Source organism: Hydrogenimonas sp. (assembly GCF_029932565.1).
Classification (GTDB): domain Bacteria; phylum Campylobacterota; class Campylobacteria; order Campylobacterales; family Hydrogenimonadaceae; genus Hydrogenimonas.
Genome location: NZ_JAOZPV010000017.1, coordinates 1 through 26,477, shown reverse-complemented (window position 1 = coordinate 26,477; position 26,477 = coordinate 1). Strand labels below are relative to the sequence as shown.

Sequence of the window (26,477 nt, the reverse complement as noted above, 5' to 3'; positions counted from 1 at the left end):
GCAACCCGTTGTCAAGTAAATTCGTATGGATTGGAAGAAAAATATTTAGATATAAGAGATGTGTGCTGAAGATGCACAACGAAACCTGTTGGAATATGGGTTACTTCGCAGGTTTTCCGGCAAATGGAAGAAGCGCACTGCCCCACGTCAAACCGCCGCCAAAGGCATCAAGAAGCATCGTATCACCCTGCTGCAGACGGCCATTCTCCCAAATATCATTCATCGCCATCGGTATGGATGCAGATGATGTATTGCCATACTTATGGACTGTCAACACTACCTGATCCGACGACATTTTCAGCGCATCACCAACCGCTTTAATGATACGGTAGTTGGCCTGATGGGGAATAAAGTGTTTGATCTCCTGTGCATCGAGACCGTTGTCGTTGAGAATATTGACTACGTCACTGGTCAATGTGCGGACTGCGATTTTGAATGTTTCATTCCCTTTCATTTTCATCGTACAGAGTTTCTCTTCCACGATATTTTCGGAACATGGATGTTTTACACCACAACCCGGTGTCATGAGAAGATCCCCATAATTTCCGTCCGCAGAGATATGAATGTCCGTAATCGCTTCCGATCTTTTTTTTGTCGCACTGACAACAGCAGCACCTGCACCATCCCCAAACAATACACATGTCGTCCGATCATCGTAATCGACAATGGCACTCAGCTTTTCCGCTCCGACAATCAATACATTTTTTTTCATTCCCGATTCGATAAATGCTTTGGCAACAGCCAATGCATAGATAAACCCGGTACAGGCAGCGGAAATATCGAATGCTGTCACATTGGTTCGCCCCAGTTTTGAAGCGATCACACAGGCGGTGGAAGGCATACAGAGATAATCGGGAGAAATTGTCGCACAGACAATCATATCGATGTCGTTGATTTTAAGACCGGCACGCTGTATGGCGATTTTGGCCGCTTCGACCCCCATATCACTTGTCAGTTCATCTTTGGCCGCAATATGCCGCTCTTTTATCCCTGTACGTTTCACGATCCATTCATCGGTTGTATCGACCATTGTTTCAAAGTCTTTGTTTGTCAGTACTTTTTCAGGAATATACGCACCAATCGATTTCAGAGCAGCATACATAATTATGACCTTTTAACTGTTCAGAGCTTGTAGTCGCAAGCGTATTGCTTCGTTCACGTCGGATTCTACAAACCGAATCGCCTGGAACATCGCATTTTTGATCGCCTTGGGATTGCTTTTTCCGTGACTGATAATTGTACAGGCTTTTACACCCAACAGAGGCGCTCCGCCATATTCGGCATAGTCGATCTGCTTTTTCAATTTTCGAAAAACACGTTTCATCAAAAGCGCACCGGCAATCGAAACGGGCGAGCGTTTGATCTCGGATTTCAGATAGTGACTGATCGTTTCCGCAACCCCTTCACTGGTTTTTAGAAGCACGTTGCCCACAAAACCGTCACAGACTACAACATCGACCGAACCATTGAATATATCACCACCTTCGATATTCCCGACAAAACTGTCAAGCTGACTGATGAGTGGATAGGCCTCTTTGGTCGTTTCATTCCCTTTGGTCGCCTCTTCACCATTGGAAAGCAAACCCACTTTCGCATGGACACATCCCAGTACTTTGCTCGCGTAGGCATCTCCCATGACAGCAAATTGGAAAAGATTGTTGGCATCGCAATCCACATTGGCTCCGACATCGAGAACAATTGTCTGTTTCCCCTGAATTTGCGTCGGCATGAACGTTGCGATAGCAGGCCGGGAAACCCCTTTGATTCGCCCGATACGCAGTGTTGCCAAACTCATCGTTGCGCCACTGTGTCCGGCAGAAACGACGGCATCGGCTTTGCCCTGTCGGACCAGATCGACAGCAATATAGATGGATGAATCCCGACGTTTCAGTGCATCCGTGGCATGCTCATCCATCGCGATGACATCGGAGCAGTGAACGATTTCAACTCTGTTTTTGAACTTTTTGGGGATCAGCGGGGCGATTTTCTTTTCGTCACCGACGAAGATGGGAAGGAAGTTTTTCTTTTTGAGGGCAAATATAGCCCCTTCAACAATCGGGTAGTGACCGAAATCACCACCCATTGCGTCAATGGCAATTTTGACCATTTACGCTTTGTATTCACCTGTAAATTTGTTCATACGGTGCGGCATCCGCCATGTACCGTCGGCATCTTTGACGGGACGTGCCAATGTTATTTTATAATGCGTGCGTCGTTTCGCCGCACGGGTTTTGCTATTACGTCTTTTAGGTACTGCCATATCGTATCTCCTTGAAAAATTTAAAGTTCGATTTCGAAATTATCCTCTTTCCCACAATCGGGGCAAAGATGATATTCGCTTTCTATCGAGGCAATTTCACTTTCACAAATTGTGTCGAAATCGACAATTCCGTCCAAACATTCTATCACATCGAGTGATTCATCTACCTTAAGCGGTCTATCGACGACCTCGATATGGAATGGTTCACAAACATGTTTGGCAAACGCCTCACCGCATCGGTCACAATGAAGATGTATGTTCCCTTCAATTGTTCCATCTATTGTTACATTATGCTTTCCACTGCGCCAAAATTCTCCGGAACAGGTTATATCCTCCTTTTTGACTGAAAAAGAGTGCCTGTTCTCATGAATCTTGCGCAGTTGAATCTGCATATAATTGTCTTAGTGAATCTCTCTCTGGGCGAAAAAAAATGCAATCTCTTTCTGTGCATTTTCCAGACTGTCACTGCCATGTACAGCATTGGCATCGATGCTTTCGGCAAAATCTGCACGAATCGTACCAGGAGCTGCCTCCTGCGGGTTGGTCGCACCCATCAGCTCACGATTTTTTGCAACCGCATTGTCTCCTTCAAGAACCATGACGACAACAGGCCCACTTGTCATAAATTCAACCAGCTCACCGAAAAAAGGTCGCTCTTTGTGAACGGCATAAAATTCACCGGCATCCTGCTCGCTGAGTTGCACTTTTTTCATTGCTGCAATACGCAGCCCATTGCTTTCAAAACGATCGACAATTTTGCCGATGACATTTTTTTTGACGGCATCCGGTTTGATGATAGAAAGGGTTCGCTCCATGAGAATTCTCCAAATTAATAAAATGGGTGGAATTATACTGAAACGATGTTTAAGATTAATTAAAAGAAAGAAGTAGTTTTATGGGGCTGGAGGAGCACGCTCCTCCGATGGTTACAAATTATTCAACGACCGGCTGATGCTCGCTGCGAGCTTCATCGGAAATGTCGTCACGGCATGTAGTACCCTCTGCGCAGGCATCCCAAACGATACAACCCTCTGTCGGGCAGGCTGTTGCACACGCCGGCTCATCATGATAACCGACACACTCGACACACTTGTCAGGATATACATAATAGATCTCTTCACCCGTCGGATTATCCTCATCATCTACGATCGCTTCGACCGGGCACTCGTCAATACATGCTCCACAATTGATACAAGTATCTGTAATCAATACAGCCATATTTAGCTCCTTTTATGATTTAATCATCCGTACTATAACACAACATTTTTAAAAAGTATTTAAATACCCTATCAGAGCCCAAGACTCTTTCGAATCGCTTCCACTTTGTCGGTATTTTCCCAGGTGAACTCCGGTAATTCCCGACCAAAATGCCCATATGCCGCAGTTTTTCGATAAATTGGCCGCAACAGCTCCAACGTATCGATAATTCCTTTCGGAGTCAGGTCGAACAGATCACGGATTGTCGCCTCGATCTTCTCCTCCGGCACTCTGCCGGTTCCATGTGTATCTACCATAATGGACACCGGTTCAACAACACCGATCGCATAGGCGATCTGAATTGTCACTTTGTCACATACACCTGCGGCCACAAGGTTCTTTGCGACATATCGGGCTGCATAGGCGCCACTGCGATCGACTTTGGTGGGATCTTTGCCGCTGAAAGCGCCCCCGCCATGCGGACAGCTTCCGCCATATGTATCGACGATGATCTTCCGACCCGTCAATCCTGCATCCCCCTGAGGTCCCCCAATGACAAATCGGCCTGTCGGGTTGATATGGTACACAATGTTTTCATCGATCAAATCCTCCGGAATCACATTGTAGATAAGCTCTTCGATAATGGCATTTTTGAGCTTTTCGTGTGAGACGTCAGGATCGTGCTGGGTTGAAACGACAATGGTTTTTACCTTGTGGGGCTTGCCGTCCACATACTCCACTGTCACCTGTGCCTTGCCGTCGGGACGCAGAAAGGGCAGTGTTCCATCTTTGCGTGTTTTTGCAAGCCCTTCCGTCAGGCGATGGGCAAGATAGATGGGCAGCGGCATCAGAGTCGGCGTCTCGCGACAGGCATAACCGAACATCAATCCCTGATCGCCTGCTCCGATCATACCACTTTTCTGATCAACTCCCTGGTTGATATCGGGAGACTGCTCTCCGATACCGTTGAGCACGCCGGCGGAACGGTAATCAAATCCATACAATGCATCGGTATATCCGATTTCACGCACCACTTCGCGGGCAATATCCTGCATCGGAGCGTACGTTATCGTTTTGAGTTCACCGGCGATCACGCAGAAACCGTTGGAAAGGAGTGTTTCACATGCAACCCGTGCATTGGGATCGCGCTCGATGATATAATCGAGAATCGCATCACTGATCTGATCGGCCATTTTGTCCGGATGTCCTTCGGTTACCGACTCCGACGTAAAAAGATAATTTTTTGGCACATATATCCTTTCATTGCATTGATTGTGTCATAGACAATTTCGATGGATTATATCCAAATGTTTGTAAAAGATTAATCCGTTTCTATAATATAGCATTGACGCTATAGTGTGTTATAATTTTTTTGTTAATAAACTTTAGCAAGGAGATGCAATGCTCGTAACAAAAAAAGCCCCTGATTTTACTGCCAACGCAGTACTTGGAAACAATGAAATTGTCGACAATTTCAACCTCTATGAAAATTTTGGTGAAAAAGGAACAGTCCTCTTCTTCTACCCGCTCGACTTTACATTCGTCTGTCCCTCTGAAATCATCGCATTCGATCACAGACTCGACGAATTCACAAGCCGCGGCATCAATGTAATCGGTTGTTCAATCGACTCCCATTTCACACACCTTGCATGGAAAAATACTCCGGTTGACGAAGGCGGTATCGGACAGGTACGTTACCCGCTTGTCGCCGATTTGACCAAACAGATTGCCGCCGACTACGATGTATTGCTTGATGCAGGCGTCGCACTTCGCGGATCGTTCCTGATTGACACCGATGGCACCATTCGACATGCTGTCATCAATGACCTTCCGCTCGGACGGAATATCGACGAAATGCTTCGTATGATCGACGCGATGCTCTTTACAAACGAATATGGTGAAGTGTGCCCGGCCGGATGGCACAAAGGAGAAGAAGGCATGAAAGCCGATCCAAAAGGTGTTGCAGAATACCTCGCAAAACACGCCGAAGAACTCTAAGCAATATTTGGAAAAACGGGAATTGGAAATCGTCTGGATTTCCGATTCCTCTCTTCTTTTTCTTTCTCTCTTTTCTTTCTCTAATACCCAATGTTTTTTACAACTGTTTCCACCAGTTGCTCGGGCAGCAACCCCATCGACTCTTCCACCCGTTTCGTATTGCCGTGGGGGATGAAAGAGTCGTCGTATTCGAAAGAGACGATGTCAACATTTTCCAACGATGAGGGCATCAACGCTTCGGCAATAGCGGAGGCGATGCCCCCCATTTTGGCTCCATCGCTGAAAATGAACCATTTTTTATAGTGTTGCACCGCCTCTTCGAGAGTATCTCTGTCAATCGGCTTGGCAAAGCGCAGGTCCAGAACTGCCGCCCGGATATCTCTCTCCTTTAGCAAATCGGCAACGGCAACCGCCCGACCTACTCCATTGCCATAACCGATCAGAAGGATGTCACCATTCTTTTCCAGATATTCGGCTTTTCCGAGTTCAAAAGGAGTTGCAGCATATCGACCGTTTTCCAGCATCATCGCACCACGGGGATATCGGAATGCACTCGGTGTCGGAAACTGGACGGCATACTCGACGGCCAATTCGAGCGTTGCGGCATCACGCGGCGCAAAGAGTGTCATATTGGGAATGGTACGCAGATAGCTGATGTCGAAAGCCCCCTGATGCGTCTCTCCATCCTCTCCCACTATCCCAGCCCGGTCAATCGCGAATGCCACAGGCAGATTCATCAATGCGATATCGTGAATCACCTGGTCATAACCACGCTGAAGGAACGTGGAATAGATTGCAACAACGGGTTTGAATCCCTCTTTTGCAAGAGGACCCATCGATGTCACGGCATGCTGCTCGGCGATGCCGACATCCCAAAAACGCTCGGGAAACCTTTCCATCAACTGTTTCATGCCCGTTCCACTCGGCATGGCGGCCGTCACTCCGACTATTTTTTCATCCTCGCCCGCCAATGCACACAGTTTGTCACTGAAAATTTTTGTGGCACTCGGCGCGCCCCCTTTTTTGAGACTTTCACCGCTGGTTTTGTCAAAAGGGCCGACACCATGCCAGTGTTCGTAGTACCCTTCGGCAATTTTGTATCCCTTTCCTTTCGTGGTCTGAGCATGTACGATGACCGGTTTTTTCAGCTCTTTGGCGGTCTGGAGCGTTTCGATAAGCTGTTCGATATTGTGGCCATTTACGGGCCCGATATATTCCAGACCCATCTCTTCAAAGAGAATACCCGGCGTAATCATACGCATACCCTCTTCCATCCGTTTCGCCATGTAACGGGCCGACTCGGGAAAGTGTTCGAGCATCTGTTCCGTACGCTCTTTGAATCGCTGGTAGAATGGGCTCGCCATAGCCTGGGAAAGGATGCGGCTGATAGCACCGATTGGCTTCGCGATACTCATTTCGTTGTCGTTGAGAACAATGACGGCAGGATATTTCAGATCTCCAAGCTCATTCAGTGCTTCATACACCATCCCTGCACTCATGGCACCGTCACCGATCATCACGACCGGAATACGTGCACTCTCTTCACCGCGCAATCGGATCGCTTTGGCCGCACCTACGGCAAGAGAGACCGATGTGGAGCTGTGGCCCGCGACATAGTAGTCATAGGGTGATTCACTCGGTTTCGTATAGCCGCTGATGCCACCGAACTGCCGCAGTGTATCAAATGCCTCCCATCGACCCGTCAGCAGCTTGTGGGCATAGGCCTGATGACTCACATCGAAAATGAAAGGATCTTTCGACGCATCGAAGACATAGTGCATGGCAACGATTAGATCGGTCGCACCCAGCGTACTACTCAAATGCCCGCCATTGCGGCTGACCACGTCGAGGATTCTCTCCCGAATATCTTGTGCCAATGCTTCCAGTTCTGGCACACTCATCGCCTGGATATCTTCCCGTTTCATCCACTCCCCTACTTGACGGTTCCGAAAACCGCTTCCTTGATCCGTTCAAAGCGATGCATAATTTCACCATCGATACTTCCGATATCACTCACGATGATTACACCCCCCGCGCTCACCGCAGGATCCGGTACAATATCCAGATTCTTTGATTTTTCCAATTTCGTTTTTATGTATTCGAAATCCTCGGGATTGACTTTCAGTGTTATCGTTGCGGCATCCTTCACTTCGGTCAAAAGGAGCCTCGCAAGTCGCAATGCCACCTCTTTCGAATCGTTTTGAATCTCTTTGGCCACAACCTGCCTGGCAAGGTCAAGTGCTGTTTCGATCAACTCTTCTTCAATGGTGCCGACCTTCTCGAGAAACTGCTTCTGGCTATCTTCAAGCATCTGGATCGAGGATGCCAAACGCATCCGCAATGTTTCGATCTCCCGGTTGATCTCCTCGGTACATTGTTTCCGGCCGTTTTCGGTCCCCTCTTCAAATGCACGTTCTTTTTCCGTTTCAAGCCGCTTTTCAAACTCTTCCTGCTGTTTTTCAAGCTGCATCTGCATTTTTACCAGATTGGTGGATAGTTCATCCGCTTTTTTGAGCATCTGTTCCACCACCTCATCCCGATCCGTCTCGTCCGGCAGATTTGTCTCGGCAGTCATGTCGGGATACTCCTCTGCCTCCGATTCGAGTTCCCTGAATGTATGCGGTTCGACTGCTTGCGCAACCGGCTTCTCCGGTGCTCTTTCCATCTCATCCACATTCTGGGAAAGCACTTTGAAATGGTATTTCTGAATGACGTGCCCGCTGATTTTATCGGGTGGAATAACGGTTTCCATACTACTCGATCATCTCCTCGGCTTCTCCGATGCTCACGACACCTTCCTCTGCCAGCTTCTGCACCACTTCGACGATTTTTCTCTGTGCGCCTTCGACCTCTTTGACCTTGACGGCTCCCATGAACTGCATCTCCTCCTCGAAGGCTTCACGGGCACGCTGCGACATGTTGGAAAGGAAGCGCTCTTTCAACTCTTCCGGTACACTTTTGAGTGCCAGCATCAGATCCTTTTTGTCAACCGCTTTGAGTATTTCGCGAACGGCGTTGTTGTCGAGGTTGACAATGTCTTCGAATGTGAACATCATCTCTTTGATCGCACTGGCAAGCTGCTCATCGAGCTGCTCGATCTGCACCAGCGTCGATTTGGCAGCCTTCTGCCCGAGACGGTTGAAAATGTCGGCAACGGCACGCGGACCGCCGACCTCAACCTTGTAGCTCGCCAACGATTCCAGTTTGCTTTCAAGCACTGTCGAAACCCGTTTGATGATCTGAGGCGAAATGTCACCCAGATTGGCCATACGCATGGCGATAACGGCGCGCAGATCGTCTTCGAAATAGCTGAGTACGTTGGCGGCATCGCCTGGATCCATATGCGCCAGAATAAGGGCGATCGTCTGGGGATGCTCATTGACGATAAAGTCTGCCAGCTGCTGCGGTTTGATTTTGGAGAGAAAACTGAAGCTCTGTGTACTCTGCATCGATTTGGAGAGACGGTCGATAATCTTGCGCGCCTCTTCCGCTCCCAACGCTTTGTAGAGAATCTCTTTGGCATAGTCGAGACCGCCGGTACTCAGATACTGATTCGACTGCAAAATCGCGTAAAACTCTTCCAAAATCGCCATGGCCACGGGCCGGTCGATCGTTTTGGCCATCGCGATAAATTTTGAAATTTCGGTAATCGCATCGACATCCAGATGCGAAAAGACATTCGTCGTGACATCCTCACCCAGCTGAATCAACAGGATCGCAATCTTTTCGGCCATGGAGAGCTCTTCGAGCTGAGCCTGCTGCTGGGGTGTCAACTGTATACTCACCCTTTCTCCTTCTTGATTTTCGTTGCCGCACTCTGCTCAAACTCGCTTTCATCCCGTATCAATGCATTGATGAGTGCAGCAAATTCATCGGTGCGCTCCTCTGCCATCTCTTTGACTTTCTCGAGCAATATATCATATTTGAGCTCTTCTTCACTGAACTCTTCGGTTAAACCGAGCTGCTCTTCCACCTTCTTCCGCATTTCGGTAAATTTCTCGGCCAGCGATTCATGCTCCTCTTCGTCCAGATGGAGCACCGGTTCACCTTCAGTGCTCTCTTCCACAGGGACTTCGAGCATTCGTTCGCTGAATGGAACAATCACTTTTTTGTAGAAAACGAAGAGTATGAGAAACAGGACCAGATATTTCAACAGCGGAATGATCGGTTCGACATAGGCATAGAATGTCGAAACAGCCGATTTATAAGGAGTCGGCACCACTCCCTCTGCCGTACTCTCGAACTTGAAATTGGATACGGTAACCTGGTCACCCCGTTTGGCATTGAATCCGATCGTCTGTTTGACCAGATCACTGATACGCTGCAGCTCTTCGGTATCCCTTGGGATATATTTCATCGATCCTTCTTCATCCGGCACGTATTTCCCATCAACGACCACAGCAGCCGTAATACGCTGGACGGATGCGAACGGCCCTTTCACATTGGAGACCGTTTTGGAAATTTCATAATTGGTCGTTGTCGTCGATTTTTGATATTTCTGTTTGGCCCGATTCGATTCGATTCCCTGCACCGGCCCGATATTGCTGACCGCTCCCGGCACACCGCCGGTCTGTTCCGTCGGAGCGCCCTCTTTTTTCTCTTCTGTGCTCTGCTCGCTGCGTACGACATTTTCCGGGTCGTATCGTTCCTCGACACTGTTTCGCTGCGCAAAGTCAAAGTCAACTGTCACTTTGGCAACAACACGATCCTTTCCACCGATAAAGGGAGCCAGAATATTGACAACCTTCTCTTCGTAAGCCTTCTCGAAACGGTTTTTGTAGGCGATTTGCCGCTTGGCCAGTTCGCTCTCCTCGTCTCCGCTGGCACTCAATGATTCTCCAAATTCGTTGACGATCTTGACATGATCGGGGCTCAGGTTCGCGACAGCCGCTGCAACAAGATTTTTGATACCGGCAATCTGCCTGCGCGATAAACGCATGCCATCGACGGTTTTGATGACAACGGAGGCACTCGGCGGTGTCGATTTGGAGACAAAGACGCTCTCTTTGGGCAGAGCGAGATGCACGACCGCACTTTCGATCGGTCGAAGACTCTGAATCGTCCGGGAGAGCTCTCCCTCTATCGCACGCAGAAATTTCACTTTCTGATCGAAGTCGGTCGAACCGAACTCCTGTTTGTCAAACAGTTCGAAACCGACATGACTCTCTTTTGGCAGCCCCTTGGACGCAACGTTGATACGCACCCGGTAGACCCGGTCCTGCGGCACTTCGATCACGCCATCCTGCGGGATCCGATAAGAGACACCTTCTCTTTCGAGCTCCTGAATGATCAATCCCGCATCTTTGGATGAGAGATGGTCGAAAAGGACGGCATAATGGCCGCTACGCCCGGCCGAAGTATAAAGCACCAGGAAGACGATAAAACCAATGACGGCGAAGAGAGTGCCGACAATCACCATTTTCTGGGCACGGTTGAGTTTTTCATACATCCGTGTCAGCTGCGCCGTCAAATCTTTGAAGTTCATTTTGTCCCGCTATTCAACAGTTGTTTCATCGTATCGAAAAAACGTTGATTCTCATCCGTTTTCCCGATCGTAATACGAATGGCATTGAGGCCATATCCTTTCAAATCCCTGACAATGACTCCCCTCTGCAGCAATGCATCGGCCAATTTTGTAGAGTCGGCAATGCCATCGAGCACATAAGTGATAAAATTGGTATAGCTTTCAATTGTCCGGATCCCCTGTTCTTCGGCAAAATTTTTGTAATGCTCCATTTCGGCGAAGCAGTCCGCAAGCGTCCTCTGCACGAAATGTTGATCCCCCAATGCCGTTTCGGCGGCTACGAGGGAGAGTGTCGTCACATTGAAGGGGGGTCTCAATTTATAGAGCGACCGGATGATTTCGCGCCGGGCAATACCGTAACCGACACGCATACCACCCAGTCCGTAAGCTTTGGAAAAAGTACCGAGGTAGAGAACGTGCGGAAATTTTTCCACCAGATTTTTCGGTTCGATCGCTTTGCATGAATCTTTGAACGCGGCATACTCCTGATAGGCACCATCCACAACGACCAGCGTATCCTCATCGATTCGCTCGACAAAATTTTCGATATCGACGCGGTCAAGGCAGTCGCCTGTCGGATTGTTCGGAGCACAGATGAAAATAATCTCCGGCGCATGTTCCTGGTAAAGCCGATACATAGCATCGAGATCATGGGCAATGCCCGGTGATTTTATAACCGTTGCACCGCACTGTGCCGCATAGATTTGATACATCGCAAACGTAATATCGCTCTGCAGAATCTTGGCACCGCCATACAATTTTGCACGACACGCAAACTCGATAATCTGGTCGCTGCCTGCACCGATAACGAGCTCTTCCCCTGATACGTCAAAATGTGCCGACAGGGCCTGCTTGAGCTCTGTCATTGTATCGTCCGGATAGCGGAACATCAGATGGGCACTGTTACGCACCGCCTCCACCGCTTTGGGACTGCAGCCATGGGGATTTTCATTCGAAGCGAGTTTGACGATATCAGCGGGATCGATGCCGAAATCACGTACCACCAGTTCAATCGGCTTGCCCGGCTCATAGGTTTTGAGATGTTCGATGACAGGGTTGAATTTCATCCGTTTGCCTTATCCATTCTGCACATAACTGCCCAGATATTTGATCGCCTCTTTGTGCTTTTCGAAAAGTTTCCGAATATGGGGCTCATCCCTATGGCCTTCGAAATCGATATAAAACCAGTAATCGAAACCGGCATTCTCCCCGGCCGGTCTGCTTTCGATCTTTTTGAGATTGACATTCGCTTCATGAAAACTCTGAAGAAACTCATAAAGGCTGCCCGGCCTGTCAGAAAGTTTCGCCAAAATCGATGTTTTATCACTTCCACTTGGTGCATTTTCAAAGTCGCTCAGAATGATAAAACGGGTCCGGTTTCTATGATTGTCCTCGATGTTTTCAAACATGATCGGTACCTGATAGAGTTTCGCAGCGATATGCGAGCATATGGCGGCACTCTCATGGTCTTCCGCAGCCAGTCTGGCAGCCTTCGCTGTCGATTCGACCGGAATATATTCGATGGTATCGAGTTCATGATCGAGCAGAAAATTGCGACACTGGTTGAATGCGATATCTTTGGAGTAGATCCGTTTGATCTGATGACGATGCTGTGCTTTACTGACAAACGAGTGGTGAATCGCCATATAAAGCTCCGCTACAATTTTCAGATCGGTCCGGGCCAGCTCGTCAAGCGTTTCACCGACAAACCCGTTGGTGTTGTTCTCGATCGGAACAACCGCGAACCGTGCTCTGTCGGCATGAACCGCTTTGAAGACGGCAGGAATGGAGTGGAGGGGTATGTATTCGCTCATTGCACCAAAGCGGTTTTCGGCAGCCTGATGGGTGAAGCTGCCTTCCGGCCCCAGATAGGCAACCCGTTGGGGTTGTTCAAAATTTCTTGCCACTGCAAAAATTTCCAGGAATATCGCTTCGATCGCCGCTTCGGTCAAAGGACCTTTATTGTTCTGCAGAAGACGCTCGATAATCGCCTTTTCCCGCTCAGGCCGGTAGATGGCCGAACCGGCTTTGTGCTTGAGTTCACCCACCTTCTGAACGACATCTATTCTCTCGTTCAACAATTCCAGCAATCTGTCATCGATGCGGTCGATCTCTTTTCGCAAGTCATCCAGTGTCATGCCGCCCCCTTCCTGATAGTCTCAAACCACTCCGAAATATCCCGAACTACGGCATTGGCACTCTCTTGCGCAATTCCTTTCACCTCTTTCAATGAAGCGATCTTGCCGCTGAGTACCAGTACGGTCTGCATACCCATCGCTCTGGCACCCATCAGATCCCCGACCGGATCATCACTGATCATCGTAACCTCTTCATAAATTACAGAAGAATCCTGTTTCCGAAGTTTTTCGAGTGCTTCACTGTAAAACGGACGGCTCGGTTTTCCAACGACATCGTAGGTTTTCCCAGTCGCAAATGCAATCATTTTCAAAATCGCTCCTACCCCGGGATACCTGCGGCCGTGTTTGGCGTAGATGGAGGTTTCATGCATGCCGATCAGCTTCGCTCCATTCAAAACGAGTTCGATCATGTGGGCATAGTCGTCATTCGTAAAATCCTCTCTGATCGCCACAAGCACCGCAGCCGGATGCTCAAAGTCGAGACGATAGCCCCGTTTCCGAAGAACATCGAGAAACTGCGGCGATCCGTAAGCGGCTACAGAAGAGGGTGGCAAAAGACGATCGAGAACCATCAAGGGATCGAGATACTGCTCATCATCGAAAACGAAACCCTGCTCCCGAAGATAGCGTTTGAACGTTTCGCTCTCCTGTTTTGTATTGTTGGTGACCAGAACATAGGGAAAACGATTTTCCCGGAGAAAACGGACTGCTTCTATCGCTCCTGCTATTGGCTTTTTCTCTTTGTCGTCGATCAATGTGCCCTGCACATCGATCATAAACCCTTTCAGAGGCACATCTTCTCCAGTCGTATCAGATCGTCGAGGGTTTCCCGCTGGCGAATGCAGCGGTCTTTGCCTTCGACAATGGCGATCTCCGCCGGCCGCGGACGGGTATTGTAGTTGCTCGCCATCACAAACCCGTACGCGCCGGTGCTGTGCACGACAATCAGGTCGTCGTGTTCCGTCGGAGGGAGCAGACGTTTTTTGGCAAAGAAATCACCGCTTTCACAAACAGGACCGACAACATCCGCCTCGCTGCCACCATTCTCTTTGCCAACCACTTCAACTTTGTGATAGGCATTGTAGAGACTGGGGCGAAGCAGATCGTTCATCGCACCGTCAACGATTATGAAACGTTTCCCCTCATTGACTTTTTCATAAAGCACTCGGGTCAAAAAATAGCCCGCATTGCCGACCAGAAATCTTCCGGGCTCACATATGACCGTCATGTCGAGCCCATACAGCGTCGCCAAAATCGCCTGGGCATATTCGTAAGGATCGATAGTCGTCTCGTTGTCGTAAACGATACCCAGACCGCCTCCCACATCGAAAAACTTGATTTCGATATTGATGGCTGCCAGACTTCGAACCAGATCGGCCACGATCATCGATGCCTCTCTGATCGGATCGAGTTCAGTCAGCTGCGATCCAATGTGGAAATGGATGCCTATCGGATCGAGATAATCGGAGTGGTTGGCATGGATATACATCCGCTTCGCCGTTTCGATATCGACACCGAATTTATTTTCGTGCAATCCGGTCGAAATGTAGGGATGGGTTTTGGGATCGATATTGGGATTGACGCGGATACTGATGCGTGCCTGCATATCCAGTTTTCGGGCAATTTGCTCGACACGTTCCATCTCCGCTTCACTTTCGAGATTGAGTAGCAGGATATCGCTTTTCAGAGCCTCTTCGATCTCGTCGTCACGCTTTCCCACTCCGCTGAAAATGATCTTGTATTTCGGCACACCGGCCATCAATGCACGTTTGACCTCTCCGATCGAAACACAATCGGCCCCCGAACCCTGTTGTGCCAAATGGGAAATAACCGAGAGATTGGAGTTTGCTTTGACGGCATAGCTGATCAGTGATTTACGGGCGGAAAAGGCCTTTTTCAGCTTTTCATACTGCTGTGTGATATGATTGAAATCGTAAATATAAAGAGGCGTATCATATTTCTGCGCCAACCCTCTGAAATCGATCAAAAAGATCCCTTTTGATGAAATTTTTTCTATTTTATCAAAAAAAGGTTAAAGAGGAGCCAACCTTGGGAGAAAATCTGTTATAAGCGGTTGGTTTTGAAAAAGTAGTTGTAAAATGCTGCGATTGAAAGCAGAAAAACGATCATAACCGATCCAAGTTCCGGATAGATGACGCCGGATCGGCCGATTCGGTAAAGAAGGTAGAGCAATCCCCAGACGAAAAGTGCCGTTCCCGTCAGGATGAATGAAGTCCACAGGAGATTGACGCTCCTTGCATAGGGCGGAATCGTAATGAAAAAGATAACAACCAGAAAAATCGCGAACAGCGGTGTCACGACCATATGATAGAAGAGGTTGCGTACCTTCAACGTATCGAGCCCCTGCGATGCCAGCAGCTTGAAGGCTTCGTAAGCAGCTTGTATCGTGTAGTAACGTTTTCCTTCGAAAACAGAAGTCAGAATTTTTGGCTTGAATCCGTGAAGTGTCTCGACGGTTGCTTTGTATTCGGTTCGGAATCCTTCGCCGCCGAGTTCTTCCGGTTTTGGCTTCCAGACTATTCTGGCATTATCGATAATCCACCGCTCGTTCTTGAAGCGTGCCTTCGCACCGTAGATCATTTGAGTCAACTCACCATGTTTCATCGTATAGATGCGGATATCAAGTGCCTCTTTTTTTTGCGGGATCAACTGACCAATATAGATAAAACTCTCATTGTATTTAACGAACAGATTACGTTTGATCTGAGTGCCTCTTTTTCCATGCAAAAGATTTTTTCCCAGAAGTTCCGCATCGACGAACGATGTGAAATGCATTCCGATATAGAGGATAGTCAACAAAAACGAAACAGCAATAAAAGGACTCAACACCTCTTTCTTGGAGTAGCCAAGTGCATAGAAACTGAGCAGTGCATTGCTGCGTATCAAAACGATTTTCGTCACGATCATTGCAAATATAAGCGTCAGAGGAAAGAGCAGGTCGAGTGCATACGAACCTTTATAAAAGAGGTAGAGAACTTTGATGTTGAAACCTTCGAGTCTGCCGGCATGCTGAAGATAGTCGAGCCCGGCGAATAGAAACGAAAGTGCAAACGCGATAATGAAAAAATATTTGAGATAGAACCAGGCGATATATCGAAACATTCTCATGCCGAATTCCATTGCGGTTTTTTGAGAGTGTACTGTGATGCCACTTTTTCAAGAGGGTGGCGGATCAATTCCAGTGCCGCCACGGCAGCATGATCGATCCACTGCGGCAATATTTTCATCTCTTCCGCCGAAAAATCGTGCAGTACATAATCGACGACCTGCGATTTGAAGCGCGGTTTTCCGATCCCCATCCGGATGCGAATGTAGTCGTTTCCTACCATCGAGTCGATCGACTTGAGACCGTTGTGACCTCCGTTTCCGCCTCCCCGCTTGAACCGAATGGCTCCAAACGGCAGATCGAGATCGTCGTGAATGACGATAATCCGTTCAAGGTCGATTTTATAAAAATTTTTTACCGCCTGAACAGCGATACCGGAGCGGTTCATAAACGTGAGAGGCTTGAGAAAAAGAATCTGGGATGTTTTATGCAGCTCGCCATGAAACGATGAGGACGAAAGGGAGTGGGCTCCTGTCATCCCGACCAGATGGTCGAGTGTCAGGAAGCCGATATTGTGGCGTGTATATTCGTACTTCGCTCCCGGATTGCCCAGGCCGACGATCAGCCACATCAAGCGTTACTTCGCTTTGATAACTCCGACAACCGGAACACGTCCGGCAACCATGATTTTGTATTTGTCAGACTCCGGAATGTCACGGATCAGGATCGCATCACCGACATCGAGATCCGACACGTCGAGCGTGAAGCTTTCGGGAATGTTTTCGATGGTTCCTTTGACCTTGATACGACGTTTGGAAATAGCGAGAACACCTTTGTTTTTCAGGCCCTTCGGTGTTCCAACCGTTTTGACAGGCACCATATAATGGGTCTCGACACCCGGCTGTGCAACCATCAGATCGACATGAAGTATCTGATCGGTAACCGGATGAAGTTGATACTCCTGAATGACCACTTTCATCTCGTTGTCGCCAAGCTTGACCGGAAATGCGAGGGTCTCCTTGTGGCGCACGGTACGGATAAATTCACCCATCTTGAATGCGGCATGTATATTGTCAAGCCCTTTTCCATAGATGTTGGCGATTAGATAACCATCTCGGCGCAATTTTTTTGCATCGCTCTTGCCGATACTCTCTCTAACGATTCCTTCCAACATTGTGTTGTCCTTGTAACAGATTTACGTGCCGCCAAGGGCACTTTAAGAGGCGAATATTATCAGAATTCTGTTTAATCTTCTTTTAATCCAAAAATATCCGCATCGTTTTCAGGAATATAGACACCCGCTTTGCCCTGTCCGACATCCACATGGGTCTCCATCCCTTCGATGCGAAGCTTGAGATCGTTCGGACTGGTTGCATTGAGCATCGCTTCGTTGAACGAAATCTTCCCTTTTTTGTAAAGTTTCAGAAGTGCGGTATCGAAACTCTGTGTTCCATGAATCTGCGTACCTTCATCCAATGCATCCTTGATCTCCATATCACGGCCTTCAAGAATGAGCTTCTGGATATACGATGTATTGAAAAGGATCTCCATCGCTGCCGTTCGGCCACCATCGACCGTCTTGACGAGACGCTGTGACAAAACCCCCTGCAATACGGATGCCAGTGTGTGACGGACGCGGTTCTGGTCTTCCGGAGGAAACACACTGATCGTACGGTTGATCGTCTCTTTCGCATCGAGCGTATGGAGTGTCGAAAGTACGAGATGGCCCGTTTCAGCCGCATGCAGTGCAGTATCGATCGTTTCGACATCACGCATCTCACCGACCAGAATGATATCGGGGTCCTCACGCAGTGCTGCCCGGAGAGCTCGCGAAAAGCTCAATGAATCCTGTCCGATACTGCGCTGATTGATCAGGCACTTCTGATCCTTGTGAACAAATTCAATCGGGTCTTCGATCGTAATGATATGTCTGTTGTATTTGTTGTTGATCTCATCGATAATCGCTGCCAGCGTTGTCGATTTACCCGATCCCGTAACACCGGTAACCAAAACGAGTCCACGCGGAATGTCGGTCAGTTTATGAACCGCCGACGGCAGTTCCAGTTCGTCGATCGTCGCGATGCGTGCCGGAATGACACGGAAAACGGCGGAGACACCATCCATCTGAAAAAACATGTTTCCCCGGAAATGGGTATTCTCATCGAACATATAGAGAAAGTCGATCTCTTTGTTTTCGACGAATTCACCGAAACGGCCACGGAGAATCTCTTTGGCCATCGTAATCGAATCTTCGTGTGTAAATTTCTCTTTTGTAACCGTTACAATGTCTCCATTGATACGTGCACGCACCTGGGCATTGGCCTTGATGTGAAGGTCACTGCCACCATGTTCGATGAGGCCCTTCATGTATTGTCTTACTTTTTTGGTGACTTCGAATGTCAATTCGTTGACATTGACCTCTTTTTCAAATTGTGTCATTGCGTTACTCCAAATGGGCTAAAAGAGTTGCGAACGCCTCTTTGAAAGCTTTGAGACCATCTTCGAGAAGCGTTTCGTAGACTTCGGCCATCTCGATGCCCGCACTCTCGATTCTTCCGAAAAAGGTATCGATCTCTTTTTCACTGAAAGGCAGTTTCGGTGTATGATCAGGATTTTCCAGAAACGCTTCGATGGTTGCAAGCGGTGCCGTGTTGACACTGTGGGGTGCCATCAACTCTTTGATGTAATAATCGGCAGAAAAGGCATCCCCTTTCACCCCTGTGCTCGCAAAAAGTGTCCGAATCGCTTTATCGCCGTGCCCCTCGACCAGATTATAGATTCTTGCCGCATTCATAATGCCGACACGACCCGGTTCGAGACCCCGTTCGAGCAGCTTTGCGTCGAGCATCCGGTCGAAACGGCTCACGAAAACGCTGAGTACTCCTTTGACCTCTTTGTTGCCGGAGGCCCTGTAGATTTTCAATCCCTCTTCCATCGCCTGGAGACATTTAAGGGCTTGCAGCGGTGAAAAGATCAGCGTTGCATTGACATCGATCCCTTCGCTCATCAGCGTCGTCATCGCTTTGTAGCCCGCCTCGGTCGCAGGAACCTTGATCATGACGTTTTCCATGCCGATTTCCCGATAAAGACGCCGTCCCTCTTCGATCGTACCCTCTGTATCATCACACAAAAAAGGATCCACCTCGATACTGACAAAACCGTCGTTACCGGCTTCATAGAGCGGTTTCAACGTTTCGGCGGCGGTTCGGATATCCTCCTTCGCCATCGCTTCGTATTTAGCCTTTGCCGAGTGATTCTGAAGTTTGTCGAGCTGCGCCGTATACGCCGGAGAGGTCTCGATCGACGACGCGAATATCGCCGGATTGCTGGTAGCACCGTTGATAATCTTTTCGCCGATCATTCGTTTGAACTCTCTCTGCAAATGGTCCCGTTCGATAAAATCGAGCCAGAGTGAAAAACCCAACTTCTCATTGATCATGCAAACTCCTTCTTTTACCATGTTATATCATCGAGCAGAGGCTCATGTTCCTGCCAGTTGCCAGGCATACCGAGATGCTGCTGCGTCTCGGCCAGTTCATCTAGAAATCTATCGCGTTTGATACGTACCGCACCGAGACGAATCAGATGCTCCGAAGGGATCTGGCAATCGATAAACGCGAAATTCCACCGTTTCGCCAACTCCACCAGATAGGCCAGAGCGATTTTGGAGCGATCCGGTTCGAGCGAAAACATCGACTCGCCGAAAAAGGCACGCCCCACACTGACGCCATACAATCCACCCACCAATTCGTCGTTTCGGTCATAGACTTCGATCGAATGGGCGAATCCCCGACTATGCAGCATCCTGTAGCTTTCGACGACTTCCGGAAGAATCCACGTCCCTTCCTGCCCATGGCGCGGCACACGGGCACAAAAATACATAACCCGTTCAAAATTTCTGTCCAATTTTATCGTAAATCGTTTCTGACGGAGTTTTTTTCTGAGGGATCGATGAATCTTGAAGTCCTGCGGATAAAGAAGGAGTCGCGGATCGGGCGACCACCAGAGTATCGGATCTCCCTCGTTGTACCAGGGAAAGATACCCCGACGGTACGCCGTCAGAACACGATCGGGATTGAGATCCCCGCCGTAGGCCAGCAGCCCCTCTTTCATCGCATAGCGGGGATCCGGAAAAATATAGTCAAACCCCAGGCGGGGAATGGCCGACCCGTTAGACACGTTCGGCGACTTTGAATTCGAGTTTTCCGTGTTTGACGCCGAATTTCACCTCTCCGCCGTGTTTGAGATCGCCAAAGAGAATCTCTTCGGTCAACGGCGCCTTGATCTTTTCGGCAATGATCCGGCTGAGTGGACGGGCGCCCATCGCTTCGTCGTATCCCTCTTCGGCAAGATAGGCCTTCGCCGCATCGGTGAGTGTAATGACAATCTTCTTCTCTGCCATCTGTGCATTGAGCTCGTCGATGAATTTGTCGACGATTCTCTTCACATGCTCAAGCTTGAGCTGGTCGAAACGTACCACCGCATCGAGCCGGTTTCTGAACTCCGGACTGAATGCCGATTTGATCGCCGTATCGTGTTTCGCTTCGCTTCGCGCACCAAATCCCATCACATTGGCTTCACCTGCCCCGACATTGGATGTCATGATGATAATGACATTTTTGAAATCGGCGCGATTGCCGGTATTGTCCGTCAGCATCGCATTGTCCATCACCTGCAGGAGTACCTGGATCAGATCCGGATGCGCCTTTTCGATCTCGTCGAGCAACAGTACCGTATGCGGATGCTTACGGATCGCCTCGGTCAGCTGCCCGCCCTGCTCGTAGCCGACATAGCCCGGAGGAGCACCGATGAGTCGGCTGACGGCATGTTTCTCCATATATTCGCTCATGTCGAACCGTTCGAAATGGACGCCCAGCGCTTCCGCCAGCTCGATCGCGAGTGCCGTCTTTCCGACACCGGTCGGCCCGGCAAAGAGAAACGAACCCACCGGCTTGTTCGGAGCGCCAAGCCCCGCTCGCGAGCGTTTGATCGCGGCAGCGACCTCCTCGACCGCGCGATCCTGGCCGATAACCCGTGCTTTCAGAATCTTCTCGAGATTCTGCAACGTCGCCAGATCGTCGCTTGTCACACGCGCCGGCGGCAGGTTCAGCATGCGGCTCACCGCATCTTCGATATCCCGTTCGTTGACCTTTCGCCGTTTGCGGGCTTTGAGTCTGAACGAAGCACCCACTTCGTCGATGATATCGATCGCCTTGTCCGGGAGGAAGCGTTCGTGCATGTATTTGACCGAGAGGTCGATCGCTGTCTTCAGCGCTTTTTCACTGAAATGGACGTCATGGTGCGTCTCATATTTGTACTTCAACCCTTTCAGGATTTTCAGCGTATCATCGAAACTGGGCTCCGCCACGTCGACCTTCGCGAAACGCCGGCTCAGTGCCCGGTCTTTTTCGAAAAAGTTGCGATACTCCTCAAATGTCGTCGCACCGATGCATTTAAGATTGCCGTTGGCAAGTGCCGGTTTGAGCAGATTGGAGGCATCCATGCTGCCGCCATTCGTGGCACCGGCACCGACGAGATTGTGAATCTCATCGATGAACAGGACGGCATTTTCACGCTGTTCGAGTTCGTGCAGCACGCCTTTGAGCCGCTTTTCGAAATCACCCCGGTATTTCGTACCGGCGATCAACGAACCGATATCGAGTGCGAAAATCTCCGTATTTTCGAGCATTTCCGGTACATCGCCTTCCGCAATCGCGAGCGCGAGACCCTCGGCGATCGCCGTTTTGCCCACGCCCGGTTCGCCCACAAGGACCGGGTTGTTCTTCTTGCGGCGGCAGAGAATCTGCATCACCCGTTCGATCTCGTTGTCCCGGCCGATAACCGGATCGATCTTCCCGGTTTTGGCCCGTTCGACGAGATTGACCGTAAACTGATCGAGATATTCGCTTTCGCCCTCTTTCTCTTTCTGTTTCGTCTCTTCGATCGGCTCGTTTTCCGTGATGATTTCGAGGATGCTCAATCGGTTGATACCCTGTGAATTCATCAGTGCGACAGCGAAGGAGTGCTCTTCGTTGAAAATCGATGCGAGCAGATCACCTACGCTCGCCTCTTTTTTGTCGGCACTCTGCGCATGCCGGATCATCTGCTCGATAACGCGCGAGAGCGCGACCGTTTCGAATGGCTCGCGCACGACACCTTCCGGCAGCGGCCGAAGCGATGTCATCAAGTGCTGATTGATTCGCGATTTCATCTGCTCGACGTCGGCACCCGCTTTTTGAAGAATTTCGGCTCCCTGCGGCGAAAGCAGAATCGCAAGGAAAATATGTTCGACCGTCAAATATTCATGACGGTGCATTTTGGCGTATTTAACCGCCTCTTTAAAAATGTCGTTGAGATCTTTACTGATCATTCTTTCTCCATCGTAACCCGTAAAGGGAATTCATTGGCTCGGGCGCGTTTGAGTGTCTGATGAACCTTCGTTTCCGCGATTTCGTATATATAGGTTCCGCAGACCCCTTTGCCCTGCTCGTGGATTGCAAGCATGATTTCGACCGCTTCGTCATAACTCTTGTGAAATATATCGGCCAAAACTTCGACGACGAAATCCATCGTCGTATAGTTGTCGTTCCACATAATCACTTTATAGAGTTCCGGTTCTTCGAGGTCGACCTGGTTTTCACTCTCAACCCACTCTTTTTGCGCCAATGTCCAATCCTTTACGCATCTGTCGTTTTAGTTTATTTTAAGTATACCATAATTTAAAAAATTTTCAAGTTTGCATTCAAACCATTGCCGTTTTCCATGCCGCCATGATATCTTCCGCGATAGCCACGGGACTTTCCAAGCCGACCGAGATACGCACCAATCCGTCGGTGATACCCAAAATCTTCCTGTCCAGTGCTTCGAAATCGCGATAAATCGTGCTCGCCATATGCAGCCCGAGCGTTCGGTTGTCTCCCACATTGGCACTCTGAAACAGCAGTTTCGATTCGTTCAAAAAGACGAAGGCACGCTCTTTCGTTCCACACTCCACGGTCAGAAGAGGACCGCACCCCGCCTCGAACAGTGCTTCATAGCGTAAATGGTGTTCGTGTCCCTCCAGAGAAGGATGACGCACTCTGATGCCATTGTCATGCAGGATCGTGGCAATTTTTTCGACACTCTCGTTGATACGCTTGGTACGCAGTGTCAGCGTTTCCATGCCAAGAAGTGTCAGAAAGGATCCGAATGCATTCGCACTCATTCCCAAATCCCGCATGGCCCGCTTTTTCAAAATGGCCATTATCGCTCCCTCTCCTTTTTCAAGCAGCGGATGGATGGAGGAAAATTTCGGATCGAGCAGTTTCTCGCCCTCTTTCTTGAGAGCGCGAAACACCGCCGCACCGCCGAGAGCCGCCGAGTGGCCACTTATGATTTTCGTCGTTGAATAAACCACGATATCCGCTCCCATTTTGAAAGGCTGGACGACAAGGGGAGTGAGCGTGTTGTCCACGACTAGGAGGGTATTGTATTCATTGCACAAAAGAGCGATACGGCGGATATCCGGCAGCTTGAGGTTCGGATTGCCCACACTCTCCATCAGAACGATTTTCACCCCATCCTGCAGGATTTTTTTGATCTCCTCAAAATCGTCCACATCACAGAAAAGAGGCTCGATACCGAAACGCGGCATCGTTTCATTCATCAGTGCATAGGTACCGCCGAAAAACCCTCCAATGCAAAGCACCCTGTCATCTCTCTCGCAAAATGCACTCAAAACCATCGTAACGGCACCCATGCCCGATGCCGTTACGACAGCGCCATGGCCCCCCTCCATCTTGGAGAGCACCGCTTCGAGTTTTCCACCCGTGGGATTTCCCATTCGTGCATAGACCGGTTTGGCGACTTCACCCGAAAAGATCGCTTCCGCCTCCTGCGCCGATTCGTACGCGAAGGCTGCCGAAGGAACGATCTGCGGTGCGACCGACCCCTCTTTGCTTCCGATGAGTTGCGGCAGCAGTGTGTTAAAATATTCGTAATGAAATGCCATCATCTTTTCCTTTTCGCATTCCGGTCCTCCGGAATCTATTTGAAAAGATTATAGCAAAAGAAGTGAATTCAAATTGACAAAGAAAATTTTTGTTACAGCTACCAACACCAATGTCGGTAAAACCCATGTAACCTGCCTGCTGATGGAAGAAGCCGCCAGGCGGGGATTCAGACCTGCCGCTTTCAAGCCGATCGAAACGGGAGTCGAAGACGACAACCCGCTGGATGGATCGCTGCTGCTCGAAACGATGCAGAAACTCAACCCGGCAACACATTCATTGACGACAGATGAAATCGTCCCATACCGGTTCGAACTCCCTGCAGCACCCTATATCGCGAAAGGTGACACGGATATTTCCCTGGAGGTTATCGAAAAACAGATAGGCAACATCGAATCTTTCTGCGATATTCTTTTTATCGAAGGTGCAGGAGGACTGATGGTTCCGATCGAGAAGGAGCTGTTCATGATTGACCTTCCAAATCGTCTCGGTGCCCATACGCTTCTTGTCTCTCCGAGCCGTCTCGGATCGATCAACGACACACTGCTCAGTATGGAAGCATTGACGTCACGTGGTATCGATTTTACACTGGCCATCAACCTCTACGAAGAGCGGGAGAGTTTCGCACATGTCACGCAGCCTTTTTACAGAGAGACGCAGATGGCATACCATTTGCTTCCCCAGGGTATCGAACGCCTGTTCGAACATTTGATCAACCGTTAAAAATAGTAGCCTATTCGTACGGCGAAGTAGTTGTCACTCGTCGTGTCACTCAACCCGTAGGCGTAACTTCCTGTCGCAAACCAGTTGTCATCGATACTGTAAAACCCGTAGCATGTGATGTTTTCAATGGCATCGACACCGTCATAAATCGAATCGGAATAGTAGTAGGAGAGACTGGCATAGAGTTTTGATGAAACGTAGGATCCGACTCCAATGTTGAAGGCGTTGACATGTTGATACTCGATGGTATACGTATTGCCGTCACTTCCAGTATAGGTCACGTCGTCGTCACCGATATAGGTAAAACTGTAACCGCCAAAGAGAGTGTAATCGTCCGTTTGATAGCTCAAATTCAGTGAACCGATGTAATCGGCATCGTTGTTGTTGTATTCCGCATCATAGGTTGGAAAGACGATACCGGCACCCGCCTGCAAAGTGATATCGGGAGTAAGATTGTATTGATAATATGCGGCGAGCGTCGTATCGTTCATTCCACTGTCGTCGTAGTCGTCGCTTTCCGAACTGTAATACGAGGTCAAAAGCTGAAGGGAGATATTGTTGTTATAGTAGTCGATTTGAGCCGTGGTCGTCCACGTATCGGTCTTGTCATTGAGACGATAATTGTACTGGCTGTATGCAACTCCCATGACGATATCGAAATGCTGATCGCTGACGAGTGACCGGACCGAACATCCGGTCGCATCGACCAGGTCGGTGATCGGTGTATTGGGACATTTGTCGATGGCATCGTCGACGCCGTCGAGATCCATATCCGTATAGGCAAAGAGTATCATACAACTCGACAGAAGCGCTGTGACAAATTTGATCATATTCTCTCCCGGTCGGACGAATGATTAGAACCCATCTCAAACATCCCTATAGGCGGTAATAGAGGTGGGTTCTAGTGTCGTTTGAAAGGCGTAGCCGCATTGTGCGGATTGTGTGCCGTTCCTCCGCCGACGGCGTGACCGTGTGCCGCCCCGCCGGCTGCCATATTCGGATGGTTGTGCATATACTGGTCCACTCCGCGCTTTTGGCCCATACGTTCGGCATTGCCCATCTCTTTCATCTGTGTCTTCTGATGAATTTGTGCCATATGGCGCATATTGCCGCGCTGACCATCGGCATTGGCCCTTCTATTGACATGGGCTTTGGCATGAGCCGTGCCCTTCTGCGCATAGCCGCCATGCAGTTTGGAAAGCGCTTCCGTACGCTGCTCATGATTCATTTGGGTCAACTCTCTTTTAAACTGATTCATCAATTCACGCCGTTTTTCCGGATCGGCATGTTTGATTTTTTCGATCTGCGTATCGATATCCATTTGGCCGGTACCGGTTCCACCTCCAGAAACCCCGTATGGGGATACACCCGCATCCCCACTTCTCTCGTTCTGTGCCGTTGCAGCTGCCATGTTCTCCTGTGTATTGACATCGATAACGACATTGGCATCGGCTGCGAAAAGCGAGATACCGGTACCCAGGAAAAGTACTGCGGCTGTTTTACCGACTCTGTTCATAATAATTCTCCTTGTGTTCTGTTTTACGGAGCGCATTATGATGCACAAATGTTAGCATAATGTAAC

28 protein-coding genes are annotated in these 26,477 nt (G+C 49.2%); 2 read left to right on the top strand and 26 right to left on the bottom strand.

Going from position 1 to position 26,477, the window contains the following annotated elements:
* Window positions 1-100 precede the first annotated feature (100 nt).
* From Q1K24_RS03735 to metK, 7 genes are all read right to left on the bottom strand, one after another.
* Window positions 101-1,105 (bottom strand): beta-ketoacyl-ACP synthase III, encoded by a 1,005-nt coding sequence (locus Q1K24_RS03735; RefSeq protein ID WP_300366155.1) that lies wholly within the window; start codon window positions 1,103-1,105, stop codon window positions 101-103.
* 9 nt (window positions 1,106-1,114) lie between these two features.
* Window positions 1,115-2,107, bottom strand: a complete 993-nt coding sequence (gene plsX / locus Q1K24_RS03730) for a phosphate acyltransferase PlsX (RefSeq protein WP_300366153.1) — start codon at window positions 2,105-2,107, stop codon at window positions 1,115-1,117.
* Window positions 2,108-2,260, bottom strand: coding sequence for a 50S ribosomal protein L32 (gene rpmF / locus Q1K24_RS03725; RefSeq protein ID WP_300366150.1), 153 nt, complete (start codon window positions 2,258-2,260; stop codon window positions 2,108-2,110).
* Between the two features lie 20 nt (window positions 2,261-2,280).
* A complete protein-coding gene (locus Q1K24_RS03720; RefSeq protein ID WP_300366147.1) occupies window positions 2,281-2,652 on the bottom strand; it encodes a hypothetical protein in 372 nt (123 codons plus the stop codon).
* A 9-nt stretch (window positions 2,653-2,661) separates the two neighbouring features.
* The gene (ndk, locus tag Q1K24_RS03715) at window positions 2,662-3,075 is read right to left on the bottom strand and encodes a nucleoside-diphosphate kinase (RefSeq protein WP_300366144.1); all 414 of its coding nucleotides are present in this window, start codon (window positions 3,073-3,075) and stop codon (window positions 2,662-2,664) included.
* Between the two features lie 118 nt (window positions 3,076-3,193).
* Entirely contained in the window at window positions 3,194-3,478 is a 285-nt protein-coding gene (locus Q1K24_RS03710; protein WP_300366141.1) for a 4Fe-4S dicluster domain-containing protein, read from the bottom strand.
* 71 nt (window positions 3,479-3,549) lie between these two features.
* The gene (metK, locus tag Q1K24_RS03705) at window positions 3,550-4,707 is read right to left on the bottom strand and encodes a methionine adenosyltransferase (protein ID WP_300366138.1); all 1,158 of its coding nucleotides are present in this window, start codon (window positions 4,705-4,707) and stop codon (window positions 3,550-3,552) included.
* Window positions 4,708-4,858: 151 nt separating this feature from the next.
* Between metK and Q1K24_RS03700 the strand changes: the two genes are divergently transcribed.
* On the top strand, window positions 4,859-5,455 hold the full coding sequence (locus tag Q1K24_RS03700; RefSeq protein WP_300366135.1) for a peroxiredoxin: 597 nt from the start codon (window positions 4,859-4,861) through the stop codon (window positions 5,453-5,455).
* Between the two features lie 80 nt (window positions 5,456-5,535).
* Here Q1K24_RS03700 and dxs read toward each other — a convergent pair whose 3' ends face one another.
* The 17 genes from dxs to Q1K24_RS03615 all read right to left on the bottom strand — a co-directional run bounded on the left by dxs (window position 5,536) and on the right by Q1K24_RS03615 (window position 24,174).
* Window positions 5,536-7,380 carry a 1-deoxy-D-xylulose-5-phosphate synthase gene (gene dxs, locus Q1K24_RS03695; RefSeq protein WP_300366132.1) on the bottom strand — a complete coding sequence of 615 codons (1,845 nt, stop codon included), beginning with the start codon at window positions 7,378-7,380 and terminating at the stop codon, window positions 5,536-5,538.
* 8 nt (window positions 7,381-7,388) lie between these two features.
* The gene (gene fliH / locus Q1K24_RS03690; RefSeq protein WP_300366129.1) at window positions 7,389-8,207 is read right to left on the bottom strand and encodes a flagellar assembly protein FliH; all 819 of its coding nucleotides are present in this window, start codon (window positions 8,205-8,207) and stop codon (window positions 7,389-7,391) included.
* A 1-nt stretch (window position 8,208) separates the two neighbouring features.
* On the bottom strand, window positions 8,209-9,240 hold the full coding sequence (gene fliG, locus Q1K24_RS03685) for a flagellar motor switch protein FliG (RefSeq protein ID WP_300366125.1): 1,032 nt from the start codon (window positions 9,238-9,240) through the stop codon (window positions 8,209-8,211).
* Window positions 9,237-10,940: a flagellar basal-body MS-ring/collar protein FliF gene (gene fliF, locus Q1K24_RS03680; protein ID WP_300366122.1), complete on the bottom strand. Its 1,704-nt coding sequence runs from the start codon at window positions 10,938-10,940 to the stop codon at window positions 9,237-9,239. Before fliF ends, fliG begins: the two co-directional genes overlap by 4 nt.
* Window positions 10,937-12,046 (bottom strand): histidinol-phosphate transaminase, encoded by a 1,110-nt coding sequence (gene hisC / locus Q1K24_RS03675; protein ID WP_300366119.1) that lies wholly within the window; start codon window positions 12,044-12,046, stop codon window positions 10,937-10,939. Before hisC ends, fliF begins: the two co-directional genes overlap by 4 nt.
* Window positions 12,047-12,055: 9 nt before the next feature.
* Window positions 12,056-13,117 carry a prephenate dehydratase gene (pheA, locus tag Q1K24_RS03670; RefSeq protein WP_300366116.1) on the bottom strand — a complete coding sequence of 354 codons (1,062 nt, stop codon included), beginning with the start codon at window positions 13,115-13,117 and terminating at the stop codon, window positions 12,056-12,058.
* On the bottom strand, window positions 13,114-13,911 hold the full coding sequence (locus tag Q1K24_RS03665; RefSeq protein ID WP_300366113.1) for an HAD-IIA family hydrolase: 798 nt from the start codon (window positions 13,909-13,911) through the stop codon (window positions 13,114-13,116). Before Q1K24_RS03665 ends, pheA begins: the two co-directional genes overlap by 4 nt.
* The gene (gene lysA, locus Q1K24_RS03660; RefSeq protein WP_300366110.1) at window positions 13,902-15,104 is read right to left on the bottom strand and encodes a diaminopimelate decarboxylase; all 1,203 of its coding nucleotides are present in this window, start codon (window positions 15,102-15,104) and stop codon (window positions 13,902-13,904) included. The genes Q1K24_RS03665 and lysA overlap by 10 nt, the downstream gene beginning before the upstream one ends.
* A 77-nt stretch (window positions 15,105-15,181) precedes the next feature.
* Window positions 15,182-16,246, bottom strand: coding sequence for an LptF/LptG family permease (locus tag Q1K24_RS03655; protein ID WP_300366107.1), 1,065 nt, complete (start codon window positions 16,244-16,246; stop codon window positions 15,182-15,184).
* Entirely contained in the window at window positions 16,243-16,815 is a 573-nt protein-coding gene (pth, locus tag Q1K24_RS03650; RefSeq protein WP_300366104.1) for an aminoacyl-tRNA hydrolase, read from the bottom strand. Before pth ends, Q1K24_RS03655 begins: the two co-directional genes overlap by 4 nt.
* 6 nt (window positions 16,816-16,821) lie before the next feature.
* Window positions 16,822-17,358, bottom strand: a complete 537-nt coding sequence (locus Q1K24_RS03645; protein ID WP_300366101.1) for a 50S ribosomal protein L25/general stress protein Ctc — start codon at window positions 17,356-17,358, stop codon at window positions 16,822-16,824.
* Between the two features lie 71 nt (window positions 17,359-17,429).
* Window positions 17,430-18,623, bottom strand: a complete 1,194-nt coding sequence (locus tag Q1K24_RS03640; RefSeq protein WP_300366098.1) for a PilT/PilU family type 4a pilus ATPase — start codon at window positions 18,621-18,623, stop codon at window positions 17,430-17,432.
* A gap of 4 nt (window positions 18,624-18,627) precedes the next feature.
* Complete coding sequence (locus Q1K24_RS03635) at window positions 18,628-19,623, bottom strand: transaldolase (RefSeq protein WP_300366095.1); 996 nt, start codon at window positions 19,621-19,623, stop codon at window positions 18,628-18,630.
* A 14-nt stretch (window positions 19,624-19,637) separates the two neighbouring features.
* Entirely contained in the window at window positions 19,638-20,363 is a 726-nt protein-coding gene (gene aat, locus Q1K24_RS03630; protein ID WP_300366092.1) for a leucyl/phenylalanyl-tRNA--protein transferase, read from the bottom strand.
* Window positions 20,356-22,554 carry an ATP-dependent Clp protease ATP-binding subunit ClpA gene (gene clpA, locus Q1K24_RS03625; RefSeq protein ID WP_300366089.1) on the bottom strand — a complete coding sequence of 733 codons (2,199 nt, stop codon included), beginning with the start codon at window positions 22,552-22,554 and terminating at the stop codon, window positions 20,356-20,358. Before clpA ends, aat begins: the two co-directional genes overlap by 8 nt.
* Entirely contained in the window at window positions 22,551-22,850 is a 300-nt protein-coding gene (locus tag Q1K24_RS03620) for an ATP-dependent Clp protease adaptor ClpS (RefSeq protein WP_300366086.1), read from the bottom strand. The genes clpA and Q1K24_RS03620 overlap by 4 nt, the downstream gene beginning before the upstream one ends.
* Before the next feature lie 76 nt (window positions 22,851-22,926).
* Window positions 22,927-24,174: an aminotransferase class I/II-fold pyridoxal phosphate-dependent enzyme gene (locus Q1K24_RS03615; protein WP_300366083.1), complete on the bottom strand. Its 1,248-nt coding sequence runs from the start codon at window positions 24,172-24,174 to the stop codon at window positions 22,927-22,929.
* Between the two features lie 73 nt (window positions 24,175-24,247).
* Here Q1K24_RS03615 and bioD point away from each other — a divergent pair, with 73 nt between their 5' ends.
* Window positions 24,248-24,895: a dethiobiotin synthase gene (gene bioD, locus Q1K24_RS03610; RefSeq protein ID WP_300366080.1), complete on the top strand. Its 648-nt coding sequence runs from the start codon at window positions 24,248-24,250 to the stop codon at window positions 24,893-24,895.
* On the opposite strand, the gene Q1K24_RS03605 is transcribed toward bioD, so the two are convergent.
* Entirely contained in the window at window positions 24,892-25,725 is an 834-nt protein-coding gene (locus Q1K24_RS03605) for a DUF3187 domain-containing protein (RefSeq protein WP_300366077.1), read from the bottom strand. The two genes, bioD and Q1K24_RS03605, sit on opposite strands and share 4 nt — an antisense overlap.
* Window positions 25,726-25,796: 71 nt before the next feature.
* Entirely contained in the window at window positions 25,797-26,411 is a 615-nt protein-coding gene (locus Q1K24_RS03600; protein ID WP_300366074.1) for a hypothetical protein, read from the bottom strand.
* Window positions 26,412-26,477: the final 66 nt, after the last annotated feature.

Bases quoted from the DNA above. Each gene is read 5' to 3' on its own strand.
- rpmF (WP_300366150.1), bottom strand. From the start codon at position 2,260: ATGGCAGTACCTAAAAGACGTAATAGCAAAACCCGTGCGGCGAAACGA.
- Q1K24_RS03635 (WP_300366095.1), bottom strand. From the start codon at position 19,623: ATGATCAATGAGAAGTTGGGTTTTTCACTCTGGCTCGATTTTATCGAA.
- dxs (WP_300366132.1), bottom strand. From the start codon at position 7,380: ATGAAACGGGAAGATATCCAGGCGATGAGTGTGCCAGAACTGGAAGCA.
- Q1K24_RS03605 (WP_300366077.1), bottom strand. From the start codon at position 25,725: ATGATCAAATTTGTCACAGCGCTTCTGTCGAGTTGTATGATACTCTTT.
- fliF (WP_300366122.1), bottom strand. From the start codon at position 10,940: ATGAACTTCAAAGATTTGACGGCGCAGCTGACACGGATGTATGAAAAA.
- ndk (WP_300366144.1), bottom strand. From the start codon at position 3,075: ATGGAGCGAACCCTTTCTATCATCAAACCGGATGCCGTCAAAAAAAAT.
- Q1K24_RS03615 (WP_300366083.1), bottom strand. From the start codon at position 24,174: ATGGCATTTCATTACGAATATTTTAACACACTGCTGCCGCAACTCATC.
- hisC (WP_300366119.1), bottom strand. From the start codon at position 12,046: ATGAAATTCAACCCTGTCATCGAACATCTCAAAACCTATGAGCCGGGC.
- pheA (WP_300366116.1), bottom strand. From the start codon at position 13,117: ATGACACTGGATGACTTGCGAAAAGAGATCGACCGCATCGATGACAGA.
- Q1K24_RS03655 (WP_300366107.1), bottom strand. From the start codon at position 16,246: ATGAGAATGTTTCGATATATCGCCTGGTTCTATCTCAAATATTTTTTC.
- Q1K24_RS03645 (WP_300366101.1), bottom strand. From the start codon at position 17,358: ATGTTGGAAGGAATCGTTAGAGAGAGTATCGGCAAGAGCGATGCAAAA.
- Q1K24_RS03710 (WP_300366141.1), bottom strand. From the start codon at position 3,478: ATGGCTGTATTGATTACAGATACTTGTATCAATTGTGGAGCATGTATT.
- Q1K24_RS03720 (WP_300366147.1), bottom strand. From the start codon at position 2,652: ATGCAGATTCAACTGCGCAAGATTCATGAGAACAGGCACTCTTTTTCA.
- plsX (WP_300366153.1), bottom strand. From the start codon at position 2,107: ATGGTCAAAATTGCCATTGACGCAATGGGTGGTGATTTCGGTCACTAC.
- Q1K24_RS03640 (WP_300366098.1), bottom strand. From the start codon at position 18,623: ATGACACAATTTGAAAAAGAGGTCAATGTCAACGAATTGACATTCGAA.
- Q1K24_RS03600 (WP_300366074.1), bottom strand. From the start codon at position 26,411: ATGAACAGAGTCGGTAAAACAGCCGCAGTACTTTTCCTGGGTACCGGT.
- pth (WP_300366104.1), bottom strand. From the start codon at position 16,815: ATGTGGCTGATCGTCGGCCTGGGCAATCCGGGAGCGAAGTACGAATAT.
- clpA (WP_300366089.1), bottom strand. From the start codon at position 22,554: ATGATCAGTAAAGATCTCAACGACATTTTTAAAGAGGCGGTTAAATAC.
- fliH (WP_300366129.1), bottom strand. From the start codon at position 8,207: ATGGAAACCGTTATTCCACCCGATAAAATCAGCGGGCACGTCATTCAG.
- Q1K24_RS03700 (WP_300366135.1), top strand. From the start codon at position 4,859: ATGCTCGTAACAAAAAAAGCCCCTGATTTTACTGCCAACGCAGTACTT.